Source organism: Paenibacillus pseudetheri, assembly GCF_924513355.1.
Classification (GTDB): Bacteria; Bacillota; Bacilli; order Paenibacillales; family Paenibacillaceae; genus Paenibacillus_AQ; species Paenibacillus_AQ pseudetheri.
The window spans coordinates 30,507-48,039 of record NZ_CAKMAB010000007.1 but is presented as its reverse complement, the minus strand read 5'-3'; the positions used below and the strand labels follow the sequence as shown (position 1 = coordinate 48,039).

The window sequence follows — 17,533 nt, the reverse complement described above, 5'->3', positions numbered from 1 at the left end:
ATAATAAAGTTTCGAAGTTACAAAAGCTGCATACTAATTTTTGATTTTATCGTAACAATGTAAGTATTTCCTTTACAGAATTATCTACAAATGATCTTTCAGGACGGGATTTCATGATCACAGTAAGTCCAATTAATGATATGACTAGTGTCTGCGCTAAACTCTTTGCGTTAATAGCGGGATTAAGCTCACCTGAGCTCAAACCCCGATCAATCGTTTCTTGAAATATTACCGAGAGATACATCTGGTGTTCTCTTGTCAGGATCTCAAATTTCTCATCGTGGGGTGAAAGTTCAACCATCGAATTAATGCAAAAGCATCCCCAGTTCGGATTTTGTCCATATTCTTTTGCCACTATATTTTCGAAAAAGTCACGAAATGCCTCTTTAACAGAAGAATTGTTTTGAAGCTTGTTACGAACATAGGCAGCATGAGAACTCGTATATTTTCGTAACGCAGCTTCAAATAGTCCTTTTTTATCTCCGAAGGTTGAGTAGATGCTAGGCCGCTGAATACCCATTCTTGATGTCAGGTCGCTTAAAGAAGTAGCCTCGAACCCTTTTTCCCAAAATACTTGCATAGCTGCATCCAATGCTTTTTCCTCATCAAATTCACGTGGTCGAGCCATAGAAATTCCCTCTTTTCATATCGAACGGTATGTTATTATTGTATGGTTTGAATATTATTATGTCAATAAGAAATGGACGTATAGATAGTCAGTTTATAACCTTTGTTGTTCTATAAGCTAGTCTCTTGACAGTTATCTTTTTTTAGAGTTATATTTGTCAAACGTAATTACGTACTGATTGGTATGTATTTTATGAATTTGATAAAAGTTAATCTCAGGAGGCGTTATCATTGGGGAAATCTGTTGAGGAATCGAAAACTAGTATAGCGGATCAAACAGACAATAAAGTTGAAAAAGTACAAGGAAGGCTTAGAGCGTCGGAACCAGTGCCTGTATCAATAATATCTCGCAATGTGGCACTTTTATTTTCCATCGCTTGCGGAATAGTTGTTGCTAACATATATTATGCGCAGCCTTTACTGGACGCTATTTCGAACGAGTTTGGTATTTCTCATTCATTCGTTGGACTTGTTATTACAATCACTCAAATTTTTTATGCACTTGGACTGTTATTACTAGTGCCTCTGGGCGATCTATTAAATCGACGTTGGCTGATCTCTGGACAGATGCTGCTATCCGTATTGGCTTTAATTGTCGTTGGTACTGCCACCAGCAGTATAGTGTTATTCATAGGTATAGCAGCGGTTGGGTTTCTTGCCGTAGTGACACAGACGCTCGTTGCGTTCGCCGCAACTTTGGCTGCTCCAGCCGAACGTGGGCGTGTCGTTGGTGTTGTGACAAGTGGAATCGTAATTGGTATTCTACTGGCACGAACTTTCGCTGGCGTATTAATGGATTTAGCAGGTTGGCGTTCTGTCTACCTTGTTTCCGCGATATTAACACTAATCATGGCATGTATATTGTTTCGGGTGTTGCCACATTTTGAGCACAAAAGAGAATCATTATCTTACCTACAGCTGATTCGTTCAATGTTCACGTTGTTTGCTCAGGAACGAACTCTTAGAATCCGTGCTGCACTAGGCATGATGATTTTTATCGCTTTCAGTATATTATGGACGTCTCTAGTATTACCTCTCAGCGCCCCACCGTTTTCTCTTTCACATACTGCGATTGGAGCGTTTGGTCTCGCAGGTGTTGCTGGAGCGTTAGCAGCAGCGCGAGCAGGTCGCCTCGCCGATCGGGGTTTAGGGCAGAAGACCACAGGTGTAGCTTTGATTCTTTTGCTCATATCATGGTTGCCAATAAGTTATGTTCAACATTCGCTTCTTGCATTAATCGTTGGTATTATCCTACTTGATCTTGCAGTACAAGCTGTACATGTCACCAATCAGAGCATGATCCTTACTTTGCGTCCTGAGGCACGCAGTAGGCTTACTGCCGGTTACATGATTTTCTATTCTATTGGCAGCGCCACTGGGTCGATCGCATCTACCAGTATCTATGTTTACTTTGGCTGGAACGGAGTAAGTTTGTTAGGTGCAATGGTGAGTGCTTTGGCTCTTCTTTTTTGGTCATTAACAAAGAAGTAGCCCGAAGGGATGAATATTCATGCGAAAAAATTGTAACGCTGATCTCGTATAATTTGGTGCGATTTCTAAGTCTTAATGCTCTAGCCAGGGCTATAGTTATTTATTTCAACCTGGCCGTGGGAGCAATTCGAAAAGTTTGATTCGTTCGATGTATTGATTACCATTTTTGATAGGCACACGTTTCACCTCTTTGAATGCATGTTGTACTTATAAAACCGTGTTATTGCTTTTAATGTACGTAACCATGATTCCCCCTTGTACATTGTCCACATTTGGTGGATATCCTCTTATCCATTCTATATAAATTGAACCAATAATTTGAAAACTATTGAAAGGAATCTCACAGTTTGAAGGTTTTTAACTGGGTCTTTATGCGATTAGCAATATTTCCAGAGCTCGTCGTAACGAATTGCGCGAATCCCGTTCTGGGCGAAGTACTGCTTGAGCCGTTCGTCTTGGAACAGCCTGCGGTCGGCGTCTCTCTCTCTGGCGATTTGTTCGCCGGAATGCTGCGCGTTTCCGAAATCAAGTATCTCCTCATCCATAAACGTAGGGTGCGTGACTAGGCGATAAATGCCGGAGGGGACGGATTCCAATGCTTGAATGACGTTCAATACGGGATCTTCTCCTTGGCCTGGTCCGTTATAACTAATATCCATACAAACGTTTCTGTAGGACATTAACCCTTCGCTTTCACACCAATTATCGAATAGGTGAGTGAGTCGTTCGTCGATTCGCTCGAAGCCCATATGCGTATCAGCGTAATAAGGTTTGAAGCCCAGCTTTCTGACCGCTTCCAGTTGAGCTTGTAATTCGGCCATCACCTCCGAGATTTCAAATCCCGACGTTTTCCAGTCTGCAGGAGACCGGTGAAAAGTGCCGTCTTCGAGTACTAAGCTCGGAACCTGTTTTGGAGACAATACCGGACCCCAGCGAACACGGTCCCACTCTGCATGCAGGGTGCAATGAAGGCCAATGCAAAATCCATCCTCCTGGGCAAATAGCTTCACGGCGTCCTGTACCGCTATGCCATTTCCCATCAATGAACCATTGCGGAGCTCGCCGTTACGCCACGCCTCGTGGATGGCCTTGTTGGCGGAATAGCTTCCCCCCAAATCGTCGCCTTGCGTGATCAAGTAAATTTCCAGTTTCGGCAATTCATTCAACCTCCGGTTATTTTGTCGTAAATGCGTTCATCCAAAAAGTTCCAATAAAAGATTGCAAGCGATTTCAAGAGATGCTATATTGATAGTAGCACTACCAAAACGTTTTGGAAAGTTTGAGGTTTTTATATGTCTCCCACAATCAAAGATATCGCCAAAGCGGCCGGAGTATCCATTACAACCGTATCACGCGCGCTGAACGGCTACCCCGACGTCAATGAAAAAACGAGAAACCGGATCAAGAAGCTGGCCGAAAAAATGTCCTACCGACCGAATTCTCAGGCACAAAGTCTGGTACTGAAAAAAACGAATACGATCGGCGTCATCATATCGGAGCTTACGCGTGACAGCGTCAAAGCTGCTTTTTCGTTCGAGGTGCTGTGTGGCATTAGCGACCGATCCAGCGAACTGAATTACGATATTATTTTGTTCAGTACGAACCCTAACAAACAAATGAAAAAAACCTATTCGGATCTTTGTCGGGAGCGCAATGTTGACGGTGTCATCCTGAAGGGTTTAAAGACGACCGATCCCTATTTGAGAGAGGTCATCGACCAATCATCGTTCCCCTCCGTGTTAATAGACATCCCTGTCGCCGGCGACGGGGTCGGACACGTCACGACCAATAATGTAAGTGGAGTCAGAGATGCAGTCAGGTATTTGATCCAACTTGGACACCGTAATATTGCTTTCATCAATGGTTATAAAGAAGCGGCTATCTGCGCTGATCGGTTGTCAGGCTACATGCTGGGCTTGCAGGAGGCTGACATCGCCTACGATATCAGCAGGGTTGAAGATGGCCGCTTTTCGGAAGATGGCGGGGCTGCTGCCATTGGCAAAATCCTGTCGCGCCATCCCGAAACGACGGCCGTCGTTTGCTCTAGCGATATTATGGCGCTGGGCGTGATGAAAGAATTGGAGCAGATGGGCAGGGCAATACCCGACTCCATTTCGGTGATCGGCTTTGACGACATTTCTATAGCCTCCTACTCCACACCCAAACTGACCACTGTACGCCAGGAAAAATACGAGATGGGCTACCAAGCGGCGCAAATGCTCATCGACATGATAGAAGGGCGTAAAGTCAATCATAAAATCGTGCTTGAAAACCAGCTCATTATCCGTGAAAGTGCGGATCGTTTGCAAAAAGGCTAAAGACCTTTTTGTAGTCTTTTCCCAAAACGTTTTGGAAAACTCCGTCAGACACCGTTTTAAGGATTTCCTTCGGAAATCTTTAAATAAAACTAACTGAGTAGAAGGGGAGAAATGGACTTATGAAGAGGTTCAAAATGGTATTGATGCTGTGTTTGACCATGGCACTGGGTTTGACAGCATGTGGGTCCAAAAACGAGGGCGGGAACGCAAAGGGGACGCCAAGCTTGTCGGAGGCAAACACCGACAAATCGGTGGAAACTGCTGTACAAGAAAAAGTTGTACTAAAAATTCCGCATTATAAGTCGGGTCAGAACGTAGGGGCAAAATTTTTCCTGCCGCAAGTAGAGCGCTTTAACTCAAAGTATGCTGACAAATATGAAATTAAAATCGAAGAAGTACCGAACGATGATTACAATGACAAAATCAAGCTTCTTTGGCAGCAAAATAAGCTACCCGCGCTCATAGAAAAGGGAGCCAATGAGCTTGTCGTGAGTCTGATTGAGAAGGACGAAATTTATGACCTTAAGCCGTTTTTGGATTCGAAGCCGGAATTGAAAGCGACTCTGATCGAGGATTCCGTTGCATTCAATACAAGAAACGGCAAAATTTACACTATGCCGTCTGCCGTAGTTCGTCCGATCGGCTTGTTCTACAATAAAAAAATGTTCGCAGACGCGGGAATTACGAAACCAATCGCGCAAATGAATTTCGAGGAATTCGATCAAGCGCTTCAAGCGCTTAAGGACAAAGGCATTACACCGCTTTCTCTGATGACAGGGGAAAACGCCTGGACCACAATGCTTCTTGCATCCGCTTTCATGGCCAACGAGCCGGGAGCGGAAGAAGTGCTGAAGAGCAACCGCGCCGACAAGGAATTCGATTATACGAGCCCGATGTGGGTCAAGGCGTTCGGCGAAGTACAAAAATGGCTCAAGGAATACACGACGGACAATGCACTCGGCGCCGCTTACGCTGATTCCGCTAACAACTTCCTGAACGAAAAAACGGCGATTATCGCGAACGGGACTTGGATGGTCGGCGACTTCTCGGATACGACGAAAGCGCCGGAAGGCTTTGACAAGAAGGTCGGCGTTTCCCTGTATCCTGGCGGTATCGGGTTGGCCACGACAGCCGAGTACTCTTGGTGGATTCCGAAGGGGCTGAAACAAGAAGAGACGGAAGCAGCATTAGCATTTATCGAATTCATCCGTTCTCCCGAGGAAATCGAAGCGTATATGGTTGCCGAAGGCGGTCAAGCACCGAACATTAAGACTTCCGCCGATTTTACTTCCAAGCTGAATCCGATTTTGAGCGAGATGAACCAGTCCGTGACCAACGATCTGAAGATGATCGCGCAATCCATGGCGGATGTATGGCCGGATCAGATTGCGTCCAAAGAGTTCAGCGGATATTTACCCCTGCTGGCGCAAGATAAAATGACGCCTGAAGAATTCGCCGAGCATTTAACGAAGAAAGCTCAACAATTCAAAAAATAAGCCGCAACGGATGAGCCCTTCACTGGCAGTGAAAGGGCTCATTGCAGAAAAAGAGGTGAAAAAGTGAAAATCAAGTGGTTGAATGTATGGATTGCGGTGTTCTTGGCGCCTACGGTTCTTGTGCTGGCTTTGTTTTACGTCGTTCCGATCGGCACGGTGCTCGTAACGGGATTTATGGAGTGGGACGGTTTACGCGCCCCCCAATTTAATGGTTTAGATAATTATATCCATCTCATTACGTATGATAACACCTTTTTCATTGCCTTGCGTAACATCCTGCTGTGGTCGCTTATTGCGGCTACGCTGCATGTCGGATTCGGTACGCTAGTTGCGTTCGTATTGTACAAGAAACATATCGGATGGAGATTCGTCCGGGGTGTATTCATGGTGCCGATGGTCATCTCTGCTGCTGCTTGGGCGATTATTTACAAACTGTTCTTCAACGATGAAATCGGCATTTTGAACCATATAATTAGAAGCATCGGTTTTTCGGATTTTCATGTCAATTGGTTTTTCGATTCCCCTGCCTCTTTTTTCGCTATTACGCTCACTTGGCTATTTTATGCGGTATATGTCACCTTGATCGTCTATAACGATTTGATGGCCATTCCCAAGGAAGTTCATGAAGCTGCGCTTTTGGACGGAGCGAACGAGTGGGGTATCATCCGTCACATTAACCTGCCGCTTGTCAAAAAAGCGATCGGAACAGGCATCATATTGTCTGTCACAGCGCGGATATCTGGCTTCGAGGAAGTGGCGCTTACCTCCCGAGGAGGACCGGGCAACGATACCTATAATATAACGCTGATGCTCTATGACGGTATCGTCAATTACAACTACGGATACGCCAACGCTGCAGCGACCGTCATGATTCTGCTTGGTATCCTAGTGCTTCTTTTGATCAACAGGTTGTTCAAGATGAACGAGAGTACTTATTAAGGAGGAGAGCTAATGATAACAAATATCCGAAAATGGCCTGAACTCATTCTCTCCTACAGCGTCATGACGTTTACGGTAGTGGTGTCGATTTTCCCGATTCTATGGATTCTGTTGTCTTCTTTCAAATCGAACAAAGAAATATTGAATGATCCTTTTTCGTTGCCGAAAAAAATCGACTTTAACGCGTATAAGGATGTTTTCACGCAGTACAACTTTTTCGGCTACTTTATGAATTCCATGTTCATTGCAATAGCCTCGACATTGATTGCGCTGTTTATTTACACGATGGCAGGATATATTTTTGGGAAATTCAACTTTCGAGGGAAATCTTTCTTGTTTATCCTTTGTACCATTACGTTGCTCGTACCGGGATACTCACGCGCGCAGCCTATTTTCACGATCATCATGAAACTCGATCTCTATGATACGAAAGCCGCATTGATCCTCGTTTATGCATCGTTCGGAATGGCTCTGGCGTTGTTCATCCTGCGTTTGGCGTTTATCACGATTCCCAAAGATCTTGACGAATCAGCTTTAATTGACGGCGCGGGCTTCTGGCGAATTTTCTGGAATGTGAATATGCCGTTGGCGAAATCGGGCATCTCGACAGCTGGCATTTTGATGTTCTTGAACAATTGGAATGAATACTTTTATGCGCTGATTTTGATGACCAGCGAGAAGAACAGAACGTTGCCGGTAGCACTGGAATTTTTTAACGAAGCATTCTCCTACAATTATACAAGAATGTTCGCTGCGTTATTGATGGTGATTCTCCCAGGGATTTTGATATACGTACTTGTTCAGGAGCAAGTGCAGCAAAGCGTAGCTTCTTCCGGGGTTAAGGGATAATAAACGAATACGAACGAGGTGCAGCAGTGGCATATAGCGTCATAAAAGAAAACGATTTGTTTCTCGTTACGGATTTATTCGGCGATATATCAACTGATTCTACGGAAGGCTTCGGTTTATATACGAAAGATACGCGGTTTCTCAGCCATTTGAAGTTGACCGTTAATGGGGCAAAGCCAATTTTCCTTGCATCCGAGTCTGACCGGAACTATGTCTCGAATATCGTGCTTACGAATCCCGATATCAAAGTTGGAGAAAAGCTATGGCGTGAATCCGTCGAGATTAAGCGGACGCGATTTATCTATAAGGGCATTCTCTATGAAACGATTCGCGCGACCAACTTCAACCCGCATCTTCAACGTTTCAGCATTAAGCTGGAGATCGATGCCGATTTCAAAGATATGTTTATCATTCGCGGATTTCAAGATGGCCAATTCGGACGGAAGACAGGGGTCCGACAGCTGGCGTCGGGGTTTTCTATCGATTACGGTGGGGTGGACGACGTAAAGCGGTCGCTACTCGTCGAATGGATGGAAGCACCGGGCCATGTCACTGTTTCGAATGAAGGAGCGGTGATCGCTTATTATATGGATTTGGAAGCGGGGCAATCGGCATCGATCGAACTGTTCTTTGTTCCGGTCATCAATGAAACCTACCCCCAGCGCCATTCACATGCTGATGCTATACAAGAGCTACAGCGCATGTATGCGGATTGGGAGCAAAGATCGACAGGGGTGGCCAGCAATCATCCGGTTTTCGATAGCCTCTATCGACGGGGTTTGTCGGATATCAGGGCGTTGCTCACGGATCTCGGTTTTGGCTTGTTTCCTGTGGCCGGCTTGCCTTGGTATGCTGTACCGTTCGGACGCGACAGCCTGATCACGGCGTTGCAGTTACTACCTGTTCATCCCGAAATCGCCAAGGGCACGATTATGACGATGGCTCGCTATCAAGGTGAAAAGTCGGATAACTGGCGCGACGAGCAACCGGGAAAAATTATGCATGAGTTACGCGATGGCGAGCTCGCAAATACGAACCAGGTGCCGTTTACACCGTATTATGGTACGGTTGACGCGATGCCACTGTTTCTGATCCTGATCGGTGAATATGTTAAATGGACCGACGATATACAGTTGTTTGAAGAGATGATGCCCAACATCAGGCGGGCGCTGGAATGGATCGATACATGCGGCGATTTGGATGAAAGCAGCTTTGTGACATATAACAAAGAATCCGCCAAAGGTATTACGAATCAGGGGTGGAAGGACTCGTCCAATTCCGTAGTGCATCGCAACGGAGAATATGCGCAAGCTCCAATCGCTCTCGCTGAAGTACAAGGATATGTCTATCAGGCTAAAACGACGATTGCGGAGCTTCTCCGCACGATGAAGCCGTATTCGAACGATAACAAAATGATCGCCTGGTCCAGCAATCTTATCGCCGAAGCTGAGGAGCTGTCGAAGCTGTTCGAGAAGGAATTCTGGGTGGAAAGCGACCGATTTTATGCGCTGGCGCTCGATTGCGGCAGAGAACAGGTTGAAACTGTTACTTCGAATCCTGGACACGTGCTCATGTCCGGCATGCTGAATCCGGATAGGGCAGCAGCAGTCGCCGACAAGCTACTATCAAAGGAAATGTTCAGCGGTTACGGAATTCGGACGATGGCAGAGGGCGAAAAGGGCTACAATCCGATCAGCTATCATAACGGAAGCGTTTGGCCGCACGATAACTCACTGTGTCTAATGGGACTGAATCACGAAGGCTTCCATAAGGAAGCGTTGACCGTTATGGAGGGCTTACTTGCCGCCAGTTCTAGCTTTGAAAATCATCGCCTGCCGGAACTGTTCTGCGGTTATTCTGCGAATAAGGACACGCCGATTCACTATCCTGTCGCATGCTCCCCTCAGGCGTGGGCAGCCGCTACACCTTTCGTGTTTATTGAAGTGATGCTCGGTATGCAGCTTGATTATATGACGCGACAAATATCGCTTCATCCCGTGTTGCCGGTGGGAATGGACTGGCTCTCCGTCCGCAGGCTTCGTCTCGGTAGCGGTGTGCTGGATGTGGACGTTAAACGGCGCAACGAAACATGTGCTTATCACATTTTGGCAAATACGACAGGTTGGACTGTCGTTTCGCATTAAAGAACGAAGTGTTGCAGGCATGCAGGTCGTCGACCAGCGTTTGAAGTACACCCCGTAAGTAGACAATACAAATAATATAAGACGGTTAAGCGGCCTTGGTCCATGGGACTGAGGCCGCTTAGTTTCGCCTGTAGTCGCTCATTTTTGTAAAAATTGATGTAAGTATCCTACAACCCAAATAACTACAAGAGACGGTAAAACTTACCCCAAGCGCGTCCGTTCCTGTTTCGTTGATTTCTTGTTGAAGCATATCACTTGCAATTGCGGTGTTGGCTTCCATAATTACAGCCAAGCACCAACGAATGCCTAGAATACACGATAGAGCTAACTCTCGGTTCTAGTCAATACTTTACTTCATGGTAGTATTTTTATGATCTGAATGTTGACTCTTGACATGAAAAATACAGAGCGACGGGTCCATCCCGTAATGCTCTGTATTCAGCAATCGAATATTACTATTTGTCTATCTGCCCTTACTCGTCCACCACAACCACCGGATTCTCCTCATACAAAAACCAGTCGCTCCAGTTATGGGTTGTCATTTTCATGACATCAATCGTTCGGGTTTGGATTCGTCGGAGGCTTCTATGTCGACGGTATAGTGGTCTTGTGTTTGGTGACTAGTGATTCGCTTGTCGTAACCAGAATCTGGTTACGCCTCTTGTTTTTCACTGAGTTGCCATAAAGCGTCTTCAGATCGCTTATGTCGATTTTCGGCATTTTAGTCTGATCATCGAACTGTAGAACTTTATGTAGCTTGATGATGATCGTCTTTCAATCCTCAGACAGCACGAAACTGTCTAGCTTCTGATATCATCGCATCGATTTTTGCCTTCGTTGCTGCGTCTAAGTCCTTTAGATCGGTGAAATCAGCTGGCGTCTTCTCCGCTGAAATGATGCTCCGCTATACGACGTGACGAAGGTCAAACCAAGAGCCAATATTATAGACCTTTAAAGAGATTTGTTGTTCATGATCATTACAACCTACCTTTTAGAATTATTTTTGTCATTTACTAAACGTCTTTCTAAACATAGCATTTTTTAGATGTTCAAATCTTAATGAAATCTCAATGGATATCTACAATGCATCATCATTAGTTTATTATTAGTTTTCATATTCCGCTTTTCCTCCTATTTACATTTCAACTACTCGGTGATACTATATAGTGGTACTAAGCAATACAGAGTAGCATTGGAGGACTTTAATGGATAACCTTACAGAAATGCTGAAAGGAGTTTTGGAAGGCTGTGTACTTGAAATCATCAGCCGGAAAGAAACCTATGGGTATGAAATCGTAAAAACGCTAAATGCGCTCGGTTTCGAAGATGTTGTTGAAGGAACAGTCTACACCATCTTGATACGGTTAGAAAAAAATAAACTCGTCAATATCGAGAAAAAACCGTCCGAAATAGGACCACCAAGGAAATTTTATAGTCTAAATGAAGAGGGATGGCGGGAACTGTCCATGTTTTGGGAGAAATGGGGATATGTTTCGTCAAGACTTACTCAACTGAAGGAGGATAGCCGTGTATAAGAACATGCTCGCTAAATTTAAAGATTTACGTGAACAAAAAAAGGCTTACAAAGAGTGCGTAAAACGTTCAAAAGCGCTCCCAAACGATTACCGAGAAGTTTACAATATCGCATCGCGTTACATGCTGAACTTCTCATCTAACGATTCTAGCGTCATTAACCTGTTCCCCGAAATGCTCGACATGTTTGAGATGGGAGCTGCTGAAGGTCGAGATGTTCTGGAGATCGTAGGAAATGACGTAATGGCGTTCTGCGACGGGTTACTGGAGGACGTTTCCGCTCAGACTTGGACGGGGAAAATGCGGGCAAAAATGAACGAGTCTATTCACAAAAAACTTGGAAGATAGGGGGGATTAGGATGACATCGAACAATTGGGCGATTGAGGTAATAGGCCTCAAAAAATCCTATAAGAACGTGGAAGTGTTGCGGGGGGTGGACTTCACTGTTCAGAAGGGTTCAACCTTTGCTCTTCTCGGGTCTAACGGTGCAGGTAAAACCACTATGATCAAAATTCTTGCCACCCTGCTCCAGCCTGACAACGGAAGCGCAAAGATTAATGGAGACGATGTAACTAAGCAACCGGAGCAAGTACGTAAGGAAATTAGCCTGACAGGACAAAGCGTCACCGCTGATTATATCCTGACCGGACGTGAGAATCTGCGAATGATGGCCAAACTCCGCCATTTGCCGGATCCTGACAAACAAGCCGAGGAGTTGTTGCGTCGTTTTGACTTGCTCGATGCCGCCGATCGCCGAATCTCCACGTATTCCGGAGGGATGTGTCGGCGCTTGGATTTGGCCATGAGCTTACTGGGGAACCCTTCGGTCATTTTCCTCGATGAGCCGACCACCGGACTTGACCCGCAAGCGCGTCTTGCTATGTGGGAGATGATCAAGGATTTAGCGAGATCGGGTGTCACTGTTTTTCTAACTACGCAGTATTTAGAGGAAGCTGACCATCTAGCCGATCAAATCGCGATCTTACACGAAGGTCATATCGTGGCAAGTGGCAGTCCGGCGGAGCTTAAAAGCAGGTTACCTCGTGGTCATATCGAACTTCGATTCGACAATGAAACAACGCTAAATCAAGCATGCGACCTATTAAAAGAATTCAACGCGACCGCTGATTCGAACAATCTAACGCTCTCCGTCATTACAGACGGAAGTACAAGACATTTGATGCGACTGCTAACGAAAGCAGCGGAAGCTGACATAGAAATTGCCGAGTTTGCCCAGAAACTGCCCTCACTTGAGGATGTTTTTCTCGCAATTGTCACCAGCAAAAAGGAGGGCTCCCGATGAAATTCATTCATTTCCTAGGCGATACCGCCGTCATGAGCGGGCGCGTCATTCGCCATTCCACACGTAGCATCGACACGATTATTACCGTCATCGCCATGCCGATCATGATCATGCTGCTCTTTGTTTACATCTTTGGCGGAGCGATGAACACCGGTGATGTAAGCTATATCAATTATATTGTGCCTGGAATATTGCTCTTTTGCATTGCCAGTGGCGTGGCTTATTCTTCTCTTCGTATCAATAACGATTTAACGAAAGGCATATTCGAGCGTTTCCACTCCATGCCGATTGCAAAAGCCTCCATTCTAGGCGGTCATGTGGTTGCTTCATTGGTTTTTAACGTCATTTCATTGCTTGCCATTTTCCTTGTTGCCTTTGGCATGGGATTTCGGCCGAAAGCGGATATGCTCGGTTGGGTATTAGCCATTGGTATTTTGTTGCTTAGCGTTCTTGCGTTCACTTGGATTGCCGTCACCTTCGGCTTGCTTGCCAAATCATTCGAGGGAGCAGGAGTATTTTCTTACATTTTGATGTTACTTTTATTCGTTAGTTCAGCCTTTGCACCGACCGACAGCATGCCTTCGGCTATCCGCGTATTCGCGGAATATCAGCCCATGACACCGCTTATCGAGAGCATTCGTTCTCTTTTACTCGGAGGGACGGCGGATAAAACTACGCTTGTGGCGGTATTATGGAGTTTGGCGATACTTGGGTTCTTCTGGGCTTCCGCTATGCGAGTGTATAAACGGAGAATGAAATAAACGTAAAAAAGTGCCGGTGGCTTCTCGAAAGAGGGGGGACCGGCTCTTTGTGTGCATAGGCTAATTTTAAGATGTTGGCTGAATGGTGGGGTGAATATTTCTGTGCTATTCTAGAAATATGATTTATATAAAATTTTTGTACATAGAATTAGAAGTACCGGATTTGGCAATTAATTTTAATAGGCGAATGGGGAATGAATAATATTTTTTGAAAATGGGGGAGTAAATTATAGTGATACCAAACGAAGCACAAAACAAAAAACATTGGAAACGGGATATAATTATCTTTCTAAGTAGTCAAACATTTTCGTTATTCGGTTCTGCATTAGTTCAATATGCAATTATGTGGTATGTTACGCTCACAACAAAATCAGGTATGATGATGACATTATTTATTATTTGCGGATTCATTCCTACCTTTTTATTATCACCGTTTGCAGGTGTATGGGCGGACCGTTTCAACCGGAAATATCTTATTATCATAGCAGATGCCATGATTGCCTTTGTCACACTGATTTTAGCCATTACATTTTTACTTGGTTATGATGAGATATGGTTGTTGTTCGCCATTGCTGCAGTCCGTGCGCTCGGAGCTGGGATTCAGACGCCTGCAGTTGGGGCAATATTACCTCAAATCGTGCCAGAGGATAAGCTGACGAAGGTAAACGGGATCAACGGAAGTCTTCAAGCGCTTATGATGTTTGTTGCACCTATCGTAAGTGCGTCATTGCTTACAATGGCAACCATCGAGATTATTTTCTTTATCGATGTTGTCACAGCGGCGATAGCGATCTCTACATTATCTTTCTTTTTGAAAATACCATTGCATAAAAAAGCGGCTGATAAACAAACGACAAGCTATCTGGACGATTTTAAACAGGGTTTAAGCTATATTAAAAACCACAGCTTTCTCAAAATCTTTTTCATTTTTTTCGCCTTTTTCTTCGTATTGATGGCACCGGCTGCATTTTTAACACCACTTCAAGTGACACGCAGCTTTGGAGATGGCTACTGGCGATTAACAGCCATTGAAATTGCTTTTTCTATCGGTATGATGGCTGGCGGAGCAATCATTGCCTCATGGGGCGGTTTTCGAAACAAAGTATATACGATGACTTTCGCTAGCTTAATTATGGGGGTATGTACGTTAGCTTTGGGTATTGTACCTGTTTTTTGGATCTACTTGGTTATGATGGCTATATTCGGCGTAGCTATGCCCGTCTTTAATACACCGACAACCGTAATGCTACAAGAGAAGGTAGATCCGGATTACTTGGGACGCATATTCGGAGTCTTTGGTATGATATCGACTTCCATGATGCCAATCGGAATGCTGATATTCGGTCCGCTCGCAGATGTAATTGAGATTGAATGGCTTCTTGTTGGAACAGGGGTGTTAATTGTAATACTGTCCATTTTCTTCATTCGAAACAAACGTTTAGTTGAAGCTGGGATGCCTTTAATACAGGAAGCATTAAAAGAGTAGGATTTTGCTAGAAGCGTGAACTTGAAACCTTTGCGTAGAGAAAAAAGGAGGCCTGACAATGACTTATTCACAGATCTGGAACAACGCAGAAAATGAAGCTGAAATTCTCTATTTGGAACAGCAGATTGTGGCCATCAAAAAAGAAATAAAACGAGCAAAAGCCGCAGAACAACAGGAGATATTGGATCAAGCGAATCGCAAGCTGGCTGAATTGGAAGCGAAGCTGGATGAGCTAGAGGAGTAGGGGCTAATCGCCCCTTCATTGCATCAATATTTTGACAGCTTGAATATCGGCCTTGCAACCGTGCGAAGCCAATAAGCAAATACGGTCGTTCCGGTCCATGAGGTTCGCTTATTCTGTAGGTATTGATCGTTGATAATATAAGTCCGGGTGGAAGCAGGGCTCTTCAGACCGAACTTTTCCCACTCTGCCGGATCATTCGAACCTCCGAGCTTTTCAAGCATATTTTCTGACGCGATATTTATTTTAGAAGGAATTTGCTCGTAGGCTTCAGTGATTTGCGCATGAAATTCGTCGATCGGATTGCGGCTGGCAAGGCTCTCCAAGTGAATGCCTTCGCGAAGGTAAGAAACGTATGCAAGATGGTCAGCCCAGAATTCGTCGATATAAAAAAGCCGTACCCGCTGCTCCGCTGGGCTCAACGGCTGCTCGCCTTTCAAAATTCGGAGCCGCTCCGCGTATAGAATTCGCCTCTGATCCTCCACCATATCCGAATAACAGTTCAGTTCCTTGTGGATATCGAAGTTTTGGCCCATAACAATCCGCTGAATACTTGTGATCTTGCTGCTGAGCCCCGTCTCTTCAAGAGCCTCATCCTGCCTGGGAGCGCGAACTGCTTTATGGATGCCGAAGCGAAGCAGTAACTCGTCCTCCAAGCTTACATAAAAAACGGAAGCTCCCGGATCGCCTTGGCGACCGGAACGCCCGCGCAGCTGGTCGTCGATCCGCACGCTTTCGTTCACATGGGTGGCAATTACGTACAACCCGCCCAGCTTAGCGATTACCTCTGCTTGCGCGGGGTCGCCGCCGCCGAGCCGGATGTCGACCCCGCGTCCCGCCATATTTGTAGACACCGTCACTGCACCGGTTTCTCCCGCTTTGGCGATGATCCCGGCTTCTTCTGCGTCGTTTTTTGCATTCAAAACATGGCAAGGTACGCCGGCAACCGCTAGCGCCTTCGCCAGCATGTCAGACTCTTCGACGCTTGACGTACCAATGAGAATTGGACGTCCCGTCCTATGGACGGATGAGATTTCTTGTACGAGTGCCTTAAGCTTGGCTTCTTTATGGGTATAAATCCGGTGCAGCTGGTCGATCCGGATGTTTGGCCGGTTCGGCGGAATTTGCAGCACCTGCAGGGCATAAATATCTTCGAAGTCCATTGCGGATGCATGAGCGGTAGCCGTCATTCCGCAAATCTGCGGATACAGGCTGATGAAGTGTTGAATGGTGATCGTCCCGAGAATTTTTCCGCCGGCTATGGAGTACAATCCTTCTTTTGCCGTAAGCGCGGCTTGTAGCCCGTCCGGCAAATACCGGTTCTCCGCCACCCGGCCGGTATATTCTTCGATCAGCTCAATTTTTCCGTCCCGGACGATGTAATCGACGTCTTTCATTAATAACGATTCCGCATGCAGTGCGCAATTTAATGACGTCAGCAAGTGACTGTTATGGCTATCGTACAAATTGCCGCATCCCAGCAGTGATTCCGCTTGCGCAGCGCCTGTTTCATTTAAGTAAACGTTCCGCTGGAACTCGTCGAAGTCGTAATGCTCATCTCGCTTGAGCTGCCGAGCCACTTCTGCGAAACGAAAGCCGTCGCTCCTGGAAGAGGGAGAATCACCGCTGATGACTAGTGGCACTCGCGCTTCGTCGAGAAGCAGCGAATCCGCTTCGTCGACGATGACGTAGTGGAAGGGACGATGTACGGTATCGGCATCGTTTAGTGCAATTGTGTCGCGCAAGTAATCGAATCCCGCTTCTTTGGCCGTAACATAGGTTATATCCTGGGCGTATGCTTCCTGTTTCTCCGACAGGCTCATACCCGCTTGAACCGAGTTTACCGTTAATCCGAGGAAACGATAGATCGGACCCATCCATTCCGCATCCCGTTTGGCTAAATAATCGTTAAAAGTCAGTACATGAATACCTTTGCCAGTCAGTGCATTTAGATATGCAGGCATAACAGCAGACAGTGTTTTTCCTTCACCGGTATGCTGCTCGATCAAGAATCTCTCGTGCAGAGCGATAGCAGCCATGATCTGGACATCGTAAGGATTTAATCCAAGCGTTCTCTTCGCTGCCTCGCAAACTAACGCATAAGCAGCGATAAGCAGCTCATCCAAAGATGTACCTGATTTTGCTTCTTTTTGTAGCCGGAGGGATTCCACTAAAAGCTGCCCATCGTCCCATGCTTCCAAATTCCGTTTTCTGATGAGCACCACTTTGTCCTGATAAACTTTCAGCTTATTATGGGTATCGCGGTCTTTGAATTTTTGCATCAATTTGACGGCTATATTCATTGAAATCTGATCTCCCCTCGGTAGAAATACGCTTAGTTTTG

15 protein-coding genes are annotated in these 17,533 nt (G+C 45.6%); 12 read left to right on the top strand and 3 right to left on the bottom strand.

Features of this window, described 5'->3' with window-relative positions; all coding sequences use genetic code 11:
• Positions 1 to 46: 46 nt before the first annotated feature.
• Positions 47 to 628 carry a TetR/AcrR family transcriptional regulator gene (locus L1028_RS08365; protein ID WP_234532976.1) on the bottom strand — a complete coding sequence of 194 codons (582 nt, stop codon included), beginning with the start codon at positions 626 to 628 and terminating at the stop codon, positions 47 to 49.
• A gap of 326 nt (positions 629 to 954) precedes the next feature.
• Here L1028_RS08365 and L1028_RS08360 point away from each other — a divergent pair, with 326 nt between their 5' ends.
• Complete coding sequence (locus L1028_RS08360) at positions 955 to 2,118, top strand: MFS transporter (RefSeq protein ID WP_234533180.1); 1,164 nt, start codon at positions 955 to 957, stop codon at positions 2,116 to 2,118.
• Between the two features lie 377 nt (positions 2,119 to 2,495).
• Here the strand turns inward: L1028_RS08360 and L1028_RS08355 are convergent, their stop codons facing one another.
• On the bottom strand, positions 2,496 to 3,275 hold the full coding sequence (locus L1028_RS08355; RefSeq protein ID WP_234532975.1) for a ChbG/HpnK family deacetylase: 780 nt from the start codon (positions 3,273 to 3,275) through the stop codon (positions 2,496 to 2,498).
• A 135-nt stretch (positions 3,276 to 3,410) separates the two neighbouring features.
• Here L1028_RS08355 and L1028_RS08350 point away from each other — a divergent pair, with 135 nt between their 5' ends.
• From L1028_RS08350 to L1028_RS08300, 11 genes are all read left to right on the top strand, one after another.
• Positions 3,411 to 4,436 (top strand): LacI family DNA-binding transcriptional regulator, encoded by a 1,026-nt coding sequence (locus tag L1028_RS08350; protein ID WP_234532974.1) that lies wholly within the window; start codon positions 3,411 to 3,413, stop codon positions 4,434 to 4,436.
• A gap of 119 nt (positions 4,437 to 4,555) precedes the next feature.
• The gene (locus L1028_RS08345; RefSeq protein WP_234532973.1) at positions 4,556 to 5,932 is read left to right on the top strand and encodes an ABC transporter substrate-binding protein; all 1,377 of its coding nucleotides are present in this window, start codon (positions 4,556 to 4,558) and stop codon (positions 5,930 to 5,932) included.
• Positions 5,933 to 5,995: 63 nt separating this feature from the next.
• The gene (locus tag L1028_RS08340) at positions 5,996 to 6,871 is read left to right on the top strand and encodes a carbohydrate ABC transporter permease (protein ID WP_234532972.1); all 876 of its coding nucleotides are present in this window, start codon (positions 5,996 to 5,998) and stop codon (positions 6,869 to 6,871) included.
• A gap of 12 nt (positions 6,872 to 6,883) precedes the next feature.
• A complete protein-coding gene (locus tag L1028_RS08335) occupies positions 6,884 to 7,720 on the top strand; it encodes a carbohydrate ABC transporter permease (RefSeq protein ID WP_234532970.1) in 837 nt (278 codons plus the stop codon).
• A 26-nt stretch (positions 7,721 to 7,746) separates the two neighbouring features.
• On the top strand, positions 7,747 to 9,864 hold the full coding sequence (locus L1028_RS08330) for an amylo-alpha-1,6-glucosidase (protein ID WP_234532967.1): 2,118 nt from the start codon (positions 7,747 to 7,749) through the stop codon (positions 9,862 to 9,864).
• Positions 9,865 to 11,069: 1,205 nt separating this feature from the next.
• Positions 11,070 to 11,399 carry a PadR family transcriptional regulator gene (locus L1028_RS08325; protein ID WP_234532965.1) on the top strand — a complete coding sequence of 110 codons (330 nt, stop codon included), beginning with the start codon at positions 11,070 to 11,072 and terminating at the stop codon, positions 11,397 to 11,399.
• The gene (locus L1028_RS08320) at positions 11,392 to 11,745 is read left to right on the top strand and encodes a DUF1048 domain-containing protein (RefSeq protein WP_082651129.1); all 354 of its coding nucleotides are present in this window, start codon (positions 11,392 to 11,394) and stop codon (positions 11,743 to 11,745) included. Before L1028_RS08325 ends, L1028_RS08320 begins: the two co-directional genes overlap by 8 nt.
• 11 nt (positions 11,746 to 11,756) lie before the next feature.
• Complete coding sequence (locus L1028_RS08315; protein ID WP_234532964.1) at positions 11,757 to 12,701, top strand: ATP-binding cassette domain-containing protein; 945 nt, start codon at positions 11,757 to 11,759, stop codon at positions 12,699 to 12,701.
• Positions 12,698 to 13,462, top strand: coding sequence for an ABC transporter permease (locus L1028_RS08310; protein WP_234532961.1), 765 nt, complete (start codon positions 12,698 to 12,700; stop codon positions 13,460 to 13,462). The genes L1028_RS08315 and L1028_RS08310 overlap by 4 nt, the downstream gene beginning before the upstream one ends.
• A gap of 232 nt (positions 13,463 to 13,694) precedes the next feature.
• Complete coding sequence (locus L1028_RS08305; protein WP_234532959.1) at positions 13,695 to 14,948, top strand: MFS transporter; 1,254 nt, start codon at positions 13,695 to 13,697, stop codon at positions 14,946 to 14,948.
• Between the two features lie 58 nt (positions 14,949 to 15,006).
• The gene (locus L1028_RS08300; protein ID WP_234532957.1) at positions 15,007 to 15,192 is read left to right on the top strand and encodes a hypothetical protein; all 186 of its coding nucleotides are present in this window, start codon (positions 15,007 to 15,009) and stop codon (positions 15,190 to 15,192) included.
• Between the two features lie 23 nt (positions 15,193 to 15,215).
• Here the strand turns inward: L1028_RS08300 and L1028_RS08295 are convergent, their stop codons facing one another.
• Positions 15,216 to 17,492 carry a preprotein translocase subunit SecA gene (locus L1028_RS08295; protein ID WP_234532955.1) on the bottom strand — a complete coding sequence of 759 codons (2,277 nt, stop codon included), beginning with the start codon at positions 17,490 to 17,492 and terminating at the stop codon, positions 15,216 to 15,218.
• Positions 17,493 to 17,533: the final 41 nt, after the last annotated feature.

Coding starts and splice junctions, on each gene's coding strand:
- L1028_RS08365 (WP_234532976.1), bottom strand. CDS start 628: ATGGCTCGACCACGTGAATTTGATGAGGAAAAAGCATTGGATGCAGCT.
- L1028_RS08350 (WP_234532974.1), top strand. CDS start 3,411: ATGTCTCCCACAATCAAAGATATCGCCAAAGCGGCCGGAGTATCCATT.
- L1028_RS08345 (WP_234532973.1), top strand. CDS start 4,556: ATGAAGAGGTTCAAAATGGTATTGATGCTGTGTTTGACCATGGCACTG.
- L1028_RS08335 (WP_234532970.1), top strand. CDS start 6,884: ATGATAACAAATATCCGAAAATGGCCTGAACTCATTCTCTCCTACAGC.
- L1028_RS08325 (WP_234532965.1), top strand. CDS start 11,070: ATGGATAACCTTACAGAAATGCTGAAAGGAGTTTTGGAAGGCTGTGTA.
- L1028_RS08315 (WP_234532964.1), top strand. CDS start 11,757: ATGACATCGAACAATTGGGCGATTGAGGTAATAGGCCTCAAAAAATCC.
- L1028_RS08310 (WP_234532961.1), top strand. CDS start 12,698: ATGAAATTCATTCATTTCCTAGGCGATACCGCCGTCATGAGCGGGCGC.
- L1028_RS08300 (WP_234532957.1), top strand. CDS start 15,007: ATGACTTATTCACAGATCTGGAACAACGCAGAAAATGAAGCTGAAATT.
- L1028_RS08295 (WP_234532955.1), bottom strand. CDS start 17,492: ATGAATATAGCCGTCAAATTGATGCAAAAATTCAAAGACCGCGATACC.